Annotated in this window: 6 protein-coding genes; 3 read left to right on the top strand and 3 right to left on the bottom strand. The window is 63.3% G+C overall.

What is annotated here, in order from left to right; translation table 11 throughout:
* Nucleotides 1-60: 60 nt before the first annotated feature.
* On the bottom strand, nt 61-1,653 hold the full coding sequence (locus OQE56_RS10195; RefSeq protein ID WP_267224029.1) for a SulP family inorganic anion transporter: 1,593 nt from the start codon (nt 1,651-1,653) through the stop codon (nt 61-63).
* A 302-nt stretch (nt 1,654-1,955) separates the two neighbouring features.
* On the opposite strand from OQE56_RS10195, the gene recC reads away from it, so the two are divergent.
* From recC to recD, 3 genes are read left to right on the top strand one after another with little or no spacing between them, the layout of a single operon-like run.
* On the top strand, nt 1,956-5,435 hold the full coding sequence (gene recC, locus OQE56_RS10190) for an exodeoxyribonuclease V subunit gamma (RefSeq protein WP_267224028.1): 3,480 nt from the start codon (nt 1,956-1,958) through the stop codon (nt 5,433-5,435).
* Nucleotides 5,432-9,097 carry an exodeoxyribonuclease V subunit beta gene (gene recB, locus OQE56_RS10185; RefSeq protein ID WP_267224027.1) on the top strand — a complete coding sequence of 1,222 codons (3,666 nt, stop codon included), beginning with the start codon at nt 5,432-5,434 and terminating at the stop codon, nt 9,095-9,097. The genes recC and recB overlap by 4 nt, the downstream gene beginning before the upstream one ends.
* Entirely contained in the window at nt 9,087-11,084 is a 1,998-nt protein-coding gene (gene recD / locus OQE56_RS10180; protein ID WP_267224026.1) for an exodeoxyribonuclease V subunit alpha, read from the top strand. The genes recB and recD overlap by 11 nt, the downstream gene beginning before the upstream one ends.
* A 123-nt stretch (nt 11,085-11,207) precedes the next feature.
* On the opposite strand, the gene OQE56_RS10175 is transcribed toward recD, so the two are convergent.
* Together OQE56_RS10175 and OQE56_RS10170 are read right to left on the bottom strand one after the other, a co-directional pair.
* Nucleotides 11,208-11,705, bottom strand: a complete 498-nt coding sequence (locus OQE56_RS10175; protein ID WP_323748574.1) for a type IV pilin protein — start codon at nt 11,703-11,705, stop codon at nt 11,208-11,210.
* Between the two features lie 11 nt (nt 11,706-11,716).
* On the bottom strand, nt 11,717-15,337 hold the full coding sequence (locus OQE56_RS10170) for a pilus assembly protein (RefSeq protein WP_267224024.1): 3,621 nt from the start codon (nt 15,335-15,337) through the stop codon (nt 11,717-11,719).
* Between the last annotated feature and the right edge of the window lie 38 nt (nt 15,338-15,375).

Genomic DNA, 15,375 nt, shown 5'->3' with positions numbered 1-15,375 from the left:
CATTGTGGCCGTCTTGCCTCAGCCCGTCGTTGCGACGACTCTCACATTCAGTTTGAACCACTACGCAGTACGAGCACGTGCGGGTGATCCCGTCACTGCCAGGGCAGCCAGCACCAGGGCGAGTACCAGGTAGGCACCAGTGAACTGCCAAGCCATCTCGCGCGAAGCGTCGTCGAGCAGCCATGGCAGGTAGATGCCGCCGCTGAGCTGTACCGAATGGATAACGCCGAACAGGCTGAGCGCCCCACCAAGCAACAGGATGCCGGCAGCGCGCCACGTCCGGCCATCGATAAGCGCCACGAGAAAACTCGCCCAGATCATCGAGGTGATGATGAAACCGTTACCGAGCACGGCGATGGTGGCCAGCTCCGAAAAGCCATGCGCACGGTCGCTATAGAGCGCTGCGAAATGATCGGGCGACACATAGGTGGGATCGCTCAGCTTGATCGTCACCATGCGTGCAATCGCCGGAAAGAAACTGAAGACCACCGCCGCCGCATAGCGCATCGGCGTGGCCTCGAACGCCTGCACGGTAATACCGATGGCCACAAAGACCAGGATGGGCGCCAGCACGGGAAGCGGCACCAGCTCGACCAGGTTGGAGAGATAACCGAACACGCCGCCGAGCCCCACGAACAACCCGGTCAACAAGGTGTAGCCGCTGCGCGCGCCCATGGCTTTGTACGAAGGCTGGCCGATATAGGGCGTGGTTTGCGCGACGCCGCCGCAGAAGCCCGCGACGAGCGTGGCTAACGCTTCCACCAGCAGAATGTCGCGCGTGCGGTAGTCGTCGCCTGCGGCGCGGGCACTTTCGGTCACATTGATGCCGCCCACCACCATCAGCAGGCCAAACGGCAGGATCAGCGGCAGATACGGCATGGCCGCCGGCACGCCATGCATCCATTGCAGCGTCGGCAAGGGCAAGGCGAAACGCCATTGCCATGGCGCAGGTGGCTGATACCCGCTGCCCAGCCACCCCATCGGCCCCAGCCCGTAGTACAGCAACGCCCCCACTACAAAGGCGACCAGCACGCCCGGCAAACCCAATGGCATGCGTGCCTTCGCCACGAGCGCGTAGAGCACCACGCCCAGGCCGGCAAAGCCAACCACCGGCAGCTTGAGAATTTCCACCAGCGGCAGAAAACCCATCAGCACCAGGGCAATGCCCGCGATGGAGCCCAGCAGGCCAGCGCGCGGCACATGCCGCTGCACCAAACTGCCAAAAAACGACAGCACCAGCTTGAGCACCCCCATGATCACCAGCGAGGCCATGCCCAGCTGCCAGGTCGCGATGGCGGCGGCATGCTCGTCCAGACCGCTCTGCTTGAAGTGGAGAAACGCCGGGCCTAGTACCAGGAAGGCCATGCCGATGCTGGTGGGTGCATCCAGCCCGAGCGGCATGGCGGTGACATCGTCACGCCCTGTCCGCCTCGCCAGCCTGCGTGCCATCGCGGTATAGGCGAGATTACCCAGCAGCACGCCGAAGGTCGTGCCCGGGAACATGTGCAGAAACACGATGTCGGCAGGAAAGCCGAAGATGCCGATCAACGCAGTGGACAGAAAGGCCATGATCGACAGGTTGTCGACGACCAGGCCGAGAAATCCATTGAGATCGCCGGAAGAAAACCAGTGCTGCCGCGTCGTCGCGGCCATCAGAGCGGCACCTCGGCCGGCTGTACGCCGTTTGCGAGCAAGCCGCTCGCCAGCACAGCGATTCGGCGGTATTCAACCTTCATAGGCGATCCCCAGGTTACGTTTGGACATCCATTCGAAGGGAGTGTCCATGCCGGGCACAGTATGGGCATCCGGTCTTGCGCGACGCAACAAACACCCTCCCGGCGCAACGACTGCCCTCCGATTCCCAGGATTTGCGACATGGCGGGCCGAAGATGCGGGACATCTCTCTCCCGCTCGGCGAAAATGCCCCTCATGAGCGACATCGCCCCTTGCCTGCCGTGAGCCACAGCCTGGACCTGCCCCTGGAGGCCCCCATCACCCCGGGTCTCATGGTGATCCATGGCAATCGCATGGAAGACCTGCGCGACCTGCTGACCGCGTGGCTGGCGCGCGCACCGCTGCGTCCGCTGGAAGACGAACTGATGCTGGTGCAGAGCAACGGCATTGCGCAGTGGCTGAAATGGGCGCTGGCGCGACCCACGGCCGATGGCGGCCTGGGTATCAGCGCCGCCATCGACGTGCAGCTGCCGGGTCGTTTCCTGTGGTCGGCCTACCGTGGCGTGCTGGGGCGCGAGGCGGTGCCGACCACCTCGCCGTTCGACAAGTCGCGCCTTTGCTGGCGCCTGCTGCGTCTGCTGCCAGCCCATCTGCACGAGCCCGACTTCGCGCCGCTGCGCGACTTTCTCCGGGACGACCCCGACGAGCGCAAGCGCTTTCAGCTCGCTGAGCGCGTGGCCGATCTGTTCGACCAGTACCAGGTCTATCGCGCCGACTGGCTGGCCGACTGGGAACAGGGCCACTACCAGTTGCGCGACGAATTGCGCGGCAAGCACACACCGCTTGCTGCGGATCAGCGTTGGCAGGCGCGGCTTTGGCAGTTGCTGCTCGATGATGTGGGCGCTGAGCGCCATAACCATCGCGCCGCGGTGCATCAGGCCTTTCTCGACCGCATTGCCCACATGACGGTGCGGCCCGCCGCGCTGCCGCGGCGCCTTGTGGTGTTTGGTATGTCCTCGTTGCCGCAGCAAACCCTGGAGGCGCTGACGGCGTTGGCGCGCTTCAGCCAGGTGATGCTGCTGGTGGCCAACCCGTGCCGCCATTACTGGGCTGACATCATCGAGGATCGTGAGCTGTTCAAGGCTGCCCAGCGCCGTCATGCCGGCAAGCCCGGCTTGCCCGCCGAGCCACGCTACGAAGAGCTCCATCTGCACGCCAATCCGCTGTTGGCTGCGTGGGGACGACAGGGCCGCGACTACATTCGCCTGCTCGATGCCTTCGACAAGCCCGATAGTTATCGCCAGCACTTCGCGGCGTGGAACCGCAGCATCGACCTGTTTGCCGACACTGGCGGCAACAGCCTGCTGCAGCAGATCCAGCAAGCCGTACTCGATCTCGAACCGCTGCCGGCCGAACCCTCGCAACGCAAGGTTTGGCATGACGGCGACGGCTCGCTGCGCTTCCACATGGCGCACAACCCGCAACGCGAAGTGGAGATTTTGCACGACCGGCTGCTGGCGATGTTCGAGGAAGCGGACAAGCAGGGCCAGCCACTGTCACCGCGCGATGTGATTGTGATGGTGCCGGATATCCAGACCTATGCACCGCACATCCAGGCGGTGTTCGGCCGTCTGCCGCCGGATCATCCACGCCATCTGCCCTACTCGGTGACCGATCAACCGGCGCGTGGCGCCGTGCCGCTGATGGTGGCGCTGGAGCATTTGCTGTCGTTGCCGGAGTCGCGTTTTGCGGTCAGCGACCTGCTGGACCTGCTCGATGTGCCCGCCTTACGGGAGCGATTTGGCATCCCTGAATCTGGCCTGCCCGTCCTGCGCCGCTGGATCGAAGGCGCCGGTATTCGCTGGGGGTTGGACGGCGAACAGAAGCGCAGCCTGGAGCTCCCCGGCCTCGAGCAGAACAGCTGGCGCTTCGGACTGCGCCGCATGCTGCTGGGTTACGCCGTGGGTGATGGCGAAACCTGGCAGGGCATCGCCCCCTTCGATGAAGTAGGTGGGCTTGATGCCTCACTGGTGGGCCCGCTCACCCGGCTGCTCGACGAACTGGAACGCTATTGGCAACTGCTTCGCGAGCCCGCCGCGCCAGATCAATGGCACGAACGCCTGCTGCAACTGCTTGCCGACTTTTTCGACACCACCGACCCGGGTGACAGCGACCGCCTGACCCGCCTTGGCGACGCGTTGGATCAACGGCAGGAAGCGTGTGGCGAAGCCGGTTTCAGTCTGCCCTTGCCGCTGGGCATCGTGCGCGAGCATTGGCTCAAGGCGATCGACGAGAGCCGGCTTTCGCAGCGATTCCTTGGCGGCGCGGTGAGCTTCTGTACGCTGATGCCGATGCGCGCCATCCCGTTTCGCGTGGTGTGCCTGCTCGGCATGAACGACGGCGATTATCCGCGGCGACAAGCACCGGCCGACTTCGACCTGATGGCGCAACCCGGCCACGCTCGCCCCGGCGATCGTTCGCGCCGCGAGGACGATCGTTACCTGTTTCTGGAGGCACTCGTTTCTGCCCGCGACACGCTGCATATCAGCTGGGTGGGCCGCAATGTGCGCGACAACACGGCGTTGCCACCATCCGTGCTGGTGGGACAGTTGCGCGACTATGTGAGCACCGGCTGGTATCGCGACGGTGACGACGCGGCGGGCATCGATGCAGGCAAGCATCTGCTTGCGGCGCTGACCACGGTGCATCCGCTGCAGCCTTTCAGTCGCCGCTACTTCAGCCCGGACGCGGATCCCCAGCTGTTCACCTATGCGAGCGAATGGCGGCAGGCGCATCGCTTGCCGGATCTGGCACCCAATGCGCCATTGGCGCCATGGGTGCCTGACGCCCCAATCAGCATCGGACAGTTGCAGAGTTTCCTTGGCCGGCCTGTGCGTTATTTCTTCAACCACCGCCTGAAAGTGCATTTCGGCGAACTGGACGAGGAAGCGCTCGACGACGAGCCGTTTGGACTGAATGCACTCGAACGTCATCTCGCTACCGCGACCATTCTGCGTGCTGCCGTCATGGCGGGTGACGCCCATGAAGCGGTGGATGCCGCCACAAATCAGCTCACCGTACAAGGCAGCTTGCCGCCCGGTGGCTTCGGCGAGTTGGCGCGCGACGTGCTGGCCCGTGAGGGTCGTGAACTCTCTGCGCGTTGGCTGGAAGCCTGCGAGCGTTGGCCCGCCACCGCCGACAAGATCGAGCTGCAGTACTCAGCGCACGGCATAACGGTGGAGGACTGGCTCACCGACCTGCGCGGGGGTGACGATACGCCCTACACGCGGCTCGAACTGGTGCCGGGCAAGCTGCTGCAGAAAACCAGCATTCGCTACGACAAGCTGATCGGCGCCTGGGTCATTCATGTGCTGGCGCATGCCTGCGGGCTACGCCTGCGTACGCGCATCATCGGCCAGGATGCGCACCTCACCCTGTCCCCGTTGACTCAGACGGACGCCACAGCGCTGCTCGACGCGCTGCTCGATGCCATGCAGAACGGCATGCGCGCGCCACTGCCGTTGGCCCGCAAGACCGCCTTTGCATGGCTGCAGCAGGCGGACGATGAAGACAAGGCCATCAAGGCCGCACAGCTGACTTACGAAGGCAGCGATTTCGGTGGTGTCGGTGAAGTCAGGGAGGATGCCTGCCTCGCCCGTGCCTGGCCGGATTTCGCCGCCATGCGAGCCGGCGGCTTCCTGTCGTGGCTGGCGCTCTATCGCCCATTGATGGATGCGGTTTCGCCGGGAGAAAACGCGTGAGCGCCAGCGCCCCACTCAAACCACTGGCGCTGCCCCTGCATGGCGTCCAGTTGATCGAAGCCAGCGCCGGTACGGGTAAGACCTGGACCATCGCCGCGCTATATCTGCGACTGGTGCTCGGTCACGGCACGCACGGCGATGCGCCGCTGCTGCCTGCACAGATCCTGGTGCTCACCTTTACCAAGGCGGCCACCGCTGAGCTGCGCGAACGCATTCGCGAGCGATTGAGCGAAGCGGCCGATGTGTTCCGCCAGCGTCGCGAACCCGACGATTTCCTGCGCGAGCTGATGGCCGTCTATCCCGACGATGACGCACGGGCACGCGCGGCACGCCAGCTGGAGCTGGCGGCGCAATGGATGGACGAGGCAGCCATCCATACCATCCACGCATGGTGCCAACGCATGCTGAGCCAACATGCGTTCGACAGCGGCCATGCTTTCGCACAGGACACCGACGTCGACGAAAGTGAATTGCTGGCGGAGACGGTACGCGACTACTGGCGCAGTTACTTCTTTCCACTGGACCGCGCCGGCGCTGCACTCATCTCGCAGTGGTGGAAGACGCCTGCCGAACTGCAGCACGCGCTGCGTCCGCTGCTGCGCCAGCCGCGCGAGAGCCTGCTGCTTGGCGGCAAGCCTTTGCCAGATCCGGGCCGCGTGCTCGACGACTTCGGCCGGAAGATCGATGCCGCACAAGCCGCCGAGAACGAAGCGCGGCAACGCTGGCTTGGCGACATCGAGCAGATCGAAGCGATGTTCGCCGAGGCGCTGAAGAACGGCGCCCTCAACGGCAACAAGATGCGGCGGGACAAGGTCATCGCCGAACTGGACCTGCTGCGGCAGTGGGCGCACGGTCAGTCCGATGCGGCGGACACGCTGCCTCGCTACACGCAATCGGCGCTGGTTGCCGCCAAGAACAAGACGGCGGCGCCGCTCAGCCATGCCGCGTTCGAGGCGATAGAAGCGTGCGTGACAGCGCAAGCAACGCTTACTCCCCTGCAGGCGCCGGTGCTCGCCCATGCCCTGACCTGGGTTTCGACCCGGCTTGACGACATCAAGCAACGGCGCGCGCAACTGGGCTTCGACGACATGCTGAAGCGGCTGGACAGCGCGCTGCACGGCATGACCGGCAAGCGGTTGGCCGACACCATCGCCACGCAGTACCCCATGGCGCTGATCGACGAGTTTCAGGACACCGACCCGTTGCAATGGCGCATCTTCCGGCGCGTCTATGCAGAGCGTGCGGCCAACGGCCTGCTGTTGATTGGTGATCCCAAGCAGGCCATCTACGGCTTCCGCGGTGCGGACATCCACACCTATCTGAAAGCGCGCGGCACCGCGCAGCAGCCGATGTGGACGCTGGGCACCAACTACCGCTCCACGCAGGCGTTGGTGAGTGCGGTCAATCGCGTGTTTGAACACGCCGACACCCATGAGGATGGCGCGTTTGCGTTTGGCAAGGGTCGCCATGCACTGCCCTTCCATGCGGTCGACGCACGGGGCCGTGGTGATCGGCTGGTGCTCGACGGGCAGCCGTTGCCTGCCATGCAATTGGCGGTGGAAGACGATTCCGAGGCGATCAGCAGTTCGGCGTACATGGCCCTCATGGCCAGGCACGCCGCCGCCTATATCGTGGACCTGCTCACGGCAGCGCAGGAGGGACGGTGCGGGTTTCTTGGCGAAGATGGTCAGCTCCGGCCGCTCAAGCCCGGCGACATCGCCATTCTGGTACGCAAGGGCAGCGAGGCGGCCCGGGTCCGCGAGGAAATGCAGCGGCGCGGACTGAAGAGCGTGTATCTCTCCGATCGCGACTCCGTCTATGCATCCGCCGAAGCGGCCGACCTGTTGCGTTGGCTGAGGGCTTGCGCCGACCCTGGTTCGGATCGCGCGATGCGCGCGGCGCTGGCCACCCCGACGCTTGGTCTGAGCGATGCGGAACTCGATCGCCTCAATCTCGACGAACACTATTGGGAAAGCTGCGACGCGCGCTTCCACCAGTTGCACGCCACCTGGCAGCGTCATGGCGTACTGGCCATGCTGCACGATCTGCTGCATGCCTTCGATCTTCCCGCCCGCCTGCTTGCCCGCCTCGACGGCGAGCGCGCGCTCACCAATCTGCTGCATCTTGCCGAGTTGTTGCAGCACGCGGCCGCAACGCTCGATGGCGAGCACGCGCTGATTCGCTATCTGGCCGCGCAAATGGCGACCGCCACCGATCCGCAGGCAGACACGCAGGACGAGCAGATCGTGCGCCTGGAAAGCGAGGCCGCACTCATCAAGGTGGTCACGATTCACAAGTCCAAGGGCCTCGAATATCCGCTAGTGCTGCTGCCCTTCGTGTGTTCGGCGCGCGAGCTGAAACCCGACGACAATTTCACCTGGCACGACGAACACGGCGAGCCCAGAACCGACTTGCGTGCCGATACCGCCGCATGGGTACAGGCCGAACGGGAACGCCTGCAGGAAGATCTGCGCCTGCTGTATGTCGCCCTCACCCGTGCGCAATACGCGTGCTGGCTGGGCATCGCCTGCTATCGCGTCGGCAACAGCAAGGCATCTGCCCTGCACAAGTCCGCTTTCGGCTATGTTCTTTCCGGCGGCACTATGATCTCGCCGGAGGAATTACTGCCGCGCCTGAAGCAGCTGCGCGGCGACCATCCAGAGCTCGGCATACTCACGCTGTCGTTGCCGGAAACGCGCCCGATCAAGGCGACACAGAGCGATGTCTCTTCGTTAGGGGAAGCGCGCGTGTATGAAGGTGCGCCCGTCGAGTACTGGCGCGTCGCCAGCTACAGTTCACTGAAATACAACGAAGTTGAGGAAGCCCCCTTGCCTGCGCCGGAAACGGCCACCCAGGACACGCGCATTGAATTGAGCGCCGAGCAGCCCGTAACCGTGGATGTTACGCAGGCCGTCGCACAAGGCATTCATGCTTTTCACGCCGGCGCCGAAGCCGGCACCTTCCTTCACGACTTGCTGGAATGGGCGGCCGACGATGGCTTCAGTCACGTCGTGGCCGATGCCGGCAGCCTTGAAAAGGAGATTGCCAAACGCTGCCAGCGGCGCGGCTGGCAATCGCAGGCGGCGTTGTTGACGTCATGGATACCCGAGCTGCTGCGTACACCGCTGTCGCTGCCCGATGGCGCATCGGCCAGCCTGGCGAGCTTCGGCAGTTACTACGCCGAACTGGAGTTCTGGTTCGAGGCCCAACACGTCGACACGCTGGCGCTGGATCGACTGGTCACCGCACACACCCTCGACGCGCAGCCGCGCCTGCCGCTGCAGGCGGATCGTATCAACGGCCTGCTCAAGGGCTTTGTCGATCTGGTGGCCGAATATCAAGGCCGCTATTACGTGATCGACTACAAGTCCAACAAGCTCGGCCGCGACGCGAGCGCCTATACCCCGGCGGCCATGCGCGATTCGGTGCTGCGCGAGCGCTACGACCTTCAATACGCCCTTTACACGCTGGCCCTGCACCGCCAGCTGCGTGCACGCCTGCCTGGCTACCACTATGAGCGGCACATGGGTGGCGTGGCCTATCTCTATTTGCGCGGCGTGGATGACATGGGCCATGGCGTGCATGGCGAGCGCCTGCCGCTGGCCTTGATTGAGGCACTTGATCGCCTGTTTGCCGGAGAGGTTAGCGCCCATGCAGCCTGATCAACGACTTGCCCCTCTGCATCAAGCCGTCGAACGCGACCTGCTGCGCCCGTTGGATGTGGCATTCGCCCACTTTCTCGCGGCCGAAGATGCAAGCGCCGCCACCATGCTGCCGCTGCTTGGCGCACTCACCAGCCGCCAGCAAGCCGATGGCCATTTGTGTCTGGATCTGGCGATGTGGGAGCCGCTGGCCGAGGAAGCCGCATGGCCTGCCAGCTGGCGCACGTTGCTGCACGCGGCAACGGCCGACATGGCGGGGCTGACCCGCTCAACGCTTATTGCTGCCGCTGAAGATCGCCAACGCACGAGCTCGCCACTGGTGCTGGATGGCAGCCGTTTGTATCTGCGCCGCTACTGGAATCACGAGCAGCGTGTCGCGCAGGCCATCAGCACGCGGCTGGCGACTTCCCACACGGCGCCTGCCCATCTGCCGGAGCAGCTTGCACGGCTCTTTCCATCAGCGAACACGAGCGGCCCCGATTGGCAGCGCGTAGCGTCTGCGCTGGCGGCACGCGGCGCGTTCACCGTGATTACCGGCGGCCCCGGTACCGGCAAGACCACCACCGTCGTACGTTTGCTGGGGTTGCTGCAAACGTTGCAGTGGAAGGAACAGGCGCGCGCGCTGCGGATTCGCCTCGCGGCGCCTACCGGCAAGGCGGCCGCGCGCCTGCAGGCGTCGATCAGCACGCAGATTGCGCAGCTTGATGTGGACGATGCAGTACGGGCCACCATCCCCAGCAAGGTGGATACATTGCACCGGCTGCTGGGCGCGCGCCCTGACTCGCGCCGCTTCCGTCATGACAGCAGTCATCCACTGCATCTCGATGTGCTTGTCATCGACGAAGCGTCGATGATCGACCTGGAGATGATGTCTGCCGTGCTCGCCGCCCTGCCCGATGATGCACGGCTGATTTTGCTCGGCGACAAGGACCAGCTTTCATCCGTGGAGGCCGGCGCGGTACTGGGCGATCTTTGCCACCGTGCTGACGCGGGTCACTACAGTGGCGAGACCGCGCAATGGTTACTCGACACCACGGGCGATCGCGTCGATGCCTGGACACAGTCCGACACGACGCCGCTGGACCAGCACGTTGCCATGCTGCGCCACAGTCACCGCTTCGGCGTGGACAGCGGCATTGGCCAGCTCGCACAACAGGTCAATGAGGGCGATGCGGTTAAAGCCCTGCAATGGCTGGGCGGCTCACACACCGATATTGCATGGGCCAACAAGACTGCCGATGCCAGCAGCCTGACCGACTTGGTGTTGCATGGCGGCGCAAGCCGCTTCGCCGCCCATGCCGATGGTTCGCAGCCCCAGGGTTATCGCCATTATCTCGAAGGGTTGCGCGAGCAACGGCCGCATGCACGCGAAGGTGCGCCAGCATTCGAGACCTGGGCGCAAGGTGTATTGCATGCCTTTGGCAGCTTCCAGCTCCTGTGCGCTCTGCGGCAAGGCCCGTTCGGCGCCGAAGGGCTCAACCGGCAGATCGCCGGCATCCTGCATCTGGCAGGGCTGATCGATGCCAGCCGCGAATGGTACGAAGGCCGGCCCGTGATGGTGACCCGCAACGACTACGGTCTGGGCCTGATGAATGGCGACGTGGGTATCGCGTTGCGCGTGCCTGATGACACAGGTGCGCTGCAACTGCGCGTGGCGTTCGAGGTAGCTGGCCAGGCTGGCGATGCCACGCCTCGTATCCGTTTCGTGCACCCCGCCCGTCTGGGCGAGCGGGAAACGGTGTACGCCATGACCGTGCATAAATCGCAGGGCTCGGAATTCGAGCACGCTGCGTTGGTGCTGCCGGGCGAATCAGGGCCGGTGTTGACCCGTGAACTGCTTTACACAGGTATTACGCGTGCGAAGCGCTGGTTTACGCTGCTCGCGCTACCCGACACCGTCACTTACTGCGTGGGCAACCAGAGCCGCCGTCAATCGGGACTGCTGCATGCGCTGGATCGGGCGCAAAAGATGGCGGTTGCAGAGTAGCGTCCTGACCCGTCATTCCGGCGCAGGCCGGAATGACGGGGAAAAAGCAGACGTGTCACGCGTTGCCGAGATGGCCTCGCACACCCGCGGTCATCACGAGCATCAACACCGTACTAAATCGCCTCACCAGCAACCCTGAGTGGCTGCACTCCGCTGACCCGTCTGATCCAGCGAGAGCGTGCCGCACTTCGTATCGCGTTTTTGCTGAGCGCCTTTGGGCACTGCGGTAATGGTATAGGCCGTGGCGGTCAACGCCGCACCCGCGGGTGCGGGGTAGTCGTAGCTGTCACCGGTTTGCGCAGCACCGGCGCAGTCGGGCATCGGATACGGATTAGCTACCTTGCTTGCGTCCTGGTCATAGCGCAGGTTGGTGGTGTAGTAGCGTTCCATGTAACCGGCAATTTGCGACAGGCAGCCTTGCGCCGCCACGCGCTTGGTTTTGGTGATGTAAGAGGTGTACGACGGTACGGCGATGGCCGCGAGGATGGCGACGATAGCCACCACGATCATCATCTCGATCAGCGTGAAGCCCACGCTGCGCCTCGTGTGCGCAACATTGCGCGCCAACGCCTGATTCATACCGCGCATCATCACTTTGGTTTTCTGCTGATGAGTAGTCATGGGTGGCCGCCTCACAGGTCAATCACTTCGCGCCAGGAAACGCGGTTGAAACCACCCTTCGAGCCGGACGTCTGGATGCTGCTGGTACTACCGTTGTCAAAGCTCACCAGCATGCTGCCGCCCACGAAGATCGGGTTATTGGGCAGCGAGCCGAAGCCCACACCTGCCGCTGGTTGGTCGCCGGCGTTATCGGAGGCGTCGATCTTGCCGTCGCCATTGGTGTCGAAGAAGCTCGACGAAGGGCTGGTGCCGGTGAACGGGTTGACCGCCATGATCCAGCCGCCACCGGACGGATTGCAGACGTCCGTCGCCTTGGGAATGCGCGTGGTGACCAGCAGCATGTTGCCCTGGAACTGATTGGGCGTAACCACTCGCTCGCCTTCCGCGCCATTGAGTGGCGACGTCAGGTCGATATACCAGCCCGACTTTTTGGTCATGCTACTCGCCGACGACGAACCGGTAATGCTGCGTGCGGCCAGCGTGCTGTTGGAACCGGCCACTTCCGAGGTGATCGCGCGCTGCGCCAGCGACTTGCGGTCCATGCTGGCGTCAATGGCGGGGTAGTCCGTACCGGTTGCCTTGACGATAAGCCCGTACCAGCTCTGGGTGCTCTTGTCCTTCAGATCGGGGGTTGCCAGATACTTGCCGGTGCCGAAGAACAGCCACACATTCGACATGGAGTCACGCCCGGCAAGCATGCCGCCGGTGATGGGCTGCAGGTTGCCCTTGGCATCTTTTGCGACGTACAGCAGGACACCATCGCTCGCCGGGGTGGCCGTTGTCGAGTCGCTGCCCGTGTTGATGACGAAAGACCACACATTGCCTTCCGCATCGCCCGCATAGGCGATCGAGCTCACACCCTTGCCCGCGGGGTCGATCCACACGGCCGGCGCAGCAAGCCCGGTGGTTCCGGTGGTCTTGTGTACATCGAGTGCGCCGTCAGCCATGGAAAACTGCAGAAGGGCCGGTGCACCCGCTGAACTGTTGTAACCATTGCCCATCAATACCGACCAGGTCTTGTCGGCCGTTTGTGCAATCACCGGCTTGCCCGTCATCTGGCCGATGTAGGTGCTATTGGTCAGGCCATCGCCGGCCGATCGCTCCCACAGAAACTTGATGTTGGCCGGGTCGGTGATGTCCAGTGCATAAACCGCTTTGGCCAGGCCACGGCCGGTGGCTCCTACCAGCACGGTTTTCCAGACACCCGACATATAGACATCAGCGACCGCCAGCTCGCCATCGTTGAAGAACTGATGCGCGAGTGCATCGGAGCCGTAGTCGGTACTGGACAGGTCCTTGATGTTGCTCGTGATGACCGCACCCGGAAGGTACGCAAAGGTTTCGACGCCGGTGCTGGCATTGAAGGCATGCAGCATGCCGTCGTTCGAGGCTACATAAATGAGCCCCGTACGCTTGACGTTATCGTTCGCAAACTGGGGAAATTCGGTCGAACCGGTGAATTGCTGCCGGTTGAACTGATTGGGCAACGGCGCCCCCACATACACCGGCTGAGAATTCACGATATCGCCCAGCGGCGTATCGCGACTACGAAGCTTCCCGTTGTTGACCTGCTCATTTGACTTGTCGCCGCGCAGGTAGTTGAGCATCACTACCTGACTGGCCGTGTCGCTGCCCAATGCCTTCAGCTGCGCGCTGCCCAACGACGGCATGCTACCGCTGCTATCCGTCGCAAAGGCGACATAGCTCGTGGTATCAGGATTGTAGGTATAGATGTTTCGCTTGGCCGCCGCCGGCATCATGGCGGCCGCCGTCCACGTCGGCGACGTTGCAATGGCGCCCGTGGTGGAATTGATCGCAAGCGCTTTCAGGTCGCCCTTCCACTTGGCCGTGTAGTAGTTGGCCTGATACGCCACCGTGCCGGTTTGCAGCTGCGTGGAATTGGCCGCAAGGCTGGCGCCGGTACCCACACGCGCCGTGGCGCGCTTCAACGCGTCGCGAAGGCCGCTGGTAAAGGCTTCGGGAGAGGTTGCGGAATAGAAGCCACCGTGACCGTTGACCGCGGCGTGCGCCAGGTCTGCGATGTTGTTGATGTTGTTAGATGAAGGCGTGGGCCAGCTGAAACCCGTGATGGCGTCGCCGCCATTGGCCCACTTGAAGATCTTGTCGATGGTGGTGCCCGTCGGCGCGATGCCCGTCGGCGTGAAACCGAGACCAAGTGTGAAGGTGGTCATGTGCTGCCAGAACGCCGGATCCTCATCGCTGGATGGCACGAGGTTGTCGGTATTCGGGCGCAGATCCTTCGCCCAGTACTTCATGGCGTAGTCGGCCAGCGTGTCCTTCACGCCATCCTTGTACGGCGCAACCGGCTGATAGGTGTAATTCTTGCCATTGGGGCCGGTGATCTTGGTGCCGGCAATGCTGTCCACGTCGCCCGCGCCGGTGGTGCTGTCGTTCCAAAAACCGTCGGTGGTGAGGATGGTGTAGGACTGTCGACAGGCGAGCTCTGTCGTCACGGTGGGATCAGGGTCCGTCGACATGGTCTTCCACGGCTGATCCTGCTGGTAGTACGTGCCTACCGCATCCAATGCCTGACGCAAGGGCGTACCACCCGAGGCCTTGGCGTTGGCCACCCAGGTCCAGAATGCGTTCTTCTGATCTGTCGTACTGGTTCCGTCGCCGAAAGGCTGCACCATGGCGATATAGTTCTTGCCACCGTTATAGCCGTCGGTATACGAGTACAAGGTGGTGGGGGAAGCGGTCTTGCCCCCGGGCAGATTCAGGTAGTTGGAGTTACCGCTGCCGCCGCCGTCAATCGAGCCGAATCCAACACGATAGTTTGCGTTGACGCCAGAGAAGGCGTTCATCAGGCCTGACTTAGCCATCAGAATGCGGGTGTGATAGAAGGCAAACCAGTTGGCGATGTTCGTGCCGGCTGCAACGCCTTTCGGGGCCGCCGTGCCACTGACATCGGATGCCACGACACAGTTGGAAATACCGGTGCAGCTTGTGTCCGCCACGAACCGCACGACATAAGGCCCTGCCGCTGGCCCTGTCGAATACTGGAAGGCATTGGTGCTTGAGCGGTAGATCAGCGTGCAGATTTTCGTCTGGGCGTCGTAGCTGTTAGCGATGGCCTTACTGTCATTGGACTTCAAGGTATCGCAGGCCGAACTGTTTCTGACGTTCGATGTCGTCTTTGACGTCGTCGGCGAAAAAAAGATGCGGTTGTCGGTCTCGTAGCTACCGGTGTAGTTAGTCAGATCCACCGTGGCCTTGGTCGCCGCAAAACCATCGGCCCAGGTGCTGGTCAGCCCCGTTGGCGCAAGATACGTGCCCTTGCCGTCCGCCGTGGGAGGCGGCAGATAGGTGATCGCCGGGTTGTAGTAAACACCGTTGTTGTTGGCGTTGATCAGCGCGTCGTTATTCGTGGTGTTGTTAAGATAGGTCCAGTCGGGCATGTAGTTCCATGCCATCGAGCCGGAGTCGTCGAGCATCAGCACAATGTTCGGCGGCAAGGAGCGCTGAATGGTCAGCGGCGACTGATCGACACCCACACTGGCCGCCCCGGCTGGCGTACTGGCCATACCCGTGGCAAAGACCACCAGGCTCATGCACAGCAGCCGGCTCATGACGCCAGCGACCCTGCTTCGTTGAAGCAATGCGTTATTCATGTCGAAGTTGCTCTCGAATGAAGCGGCCGCAAAACGCA

It is taken from the genome of Dyella silvae, assembly GCF_026421305.1.
In the GTDB taxonomy this organism is placed as follows: Bacteria; Pseudomonadota; Gammaproteobacteria; order Xanthomonadales; family Rhodanobacteraceae; genus Dyella; species Dyella silvae.
The sequence above is the reverse complement of the archived record's forward strand: the minus strand, read 5'-3'. Positions and strand labels throughout refer to the sequence as shown.